A 567-nucleotide genomic window follows, 5' to 3' on the forward strand; every position below is an offset into this window, starting at 1 on the left:
TTCCACTACAAATTCAAAACCCAGTTTCTGAAGACCATCTTTCAACTTCTCATGCATCAATTGATGGCGAGCCCACGCGTTCTCAAGCCCCTCGTTCTGTAACACAAGCAGCGCTTCATGCAATGCATATAGGCTATTCACTGGAGCTGTGTGATGGTAGCTACGCTTACCTTCCCCACTCCAGTACCCCAACACTAAGCTTTGATCGAGGAACCAACTTTGAACTGGCGTAGTGCGCGATTGAATTTTTTCGATAGCAGCCGGAGACAGCGTCACCGGAGACAAGCCAGGTACACACGACAAACACTTTTGACTGCCTGAGTACACAGCATCAAGCTGCCATTCATCGACTTTTAACGGTACGCCGCCTAACGATGTAACGGCGTCCACAATCGACAACACATTATATTGCTTGGCTAACTTACCTAGAGTTTGCGCATCACTGACAGCACCGGTTGATGTCTCAGCATGTACAAAAGCCAGAATTTTTGTATCAGGATGTTGCTGTAGTGCTTGTTCAACTTTATCTACTGAAACAGGCGCACCCCATTCATCATCGACTAGCAC

The 567-nt window shown here is 47.3% G+C and carries 1 protein-coding gene; it reads right to left on the minus strand.

Annotation, left to right across the window (positions count from 1 at the left end):
* The coding region (locus R7R24_RS29235; protein ID WP_318120526.1) for a pyridoxal-phosphate-dependent aminotransferase family protein at window positions 1-567 on the minus strand (567 nt) is incomplete at both ends.

The organism is Vibrio sp. 704 (assembly GCF_033339295.1).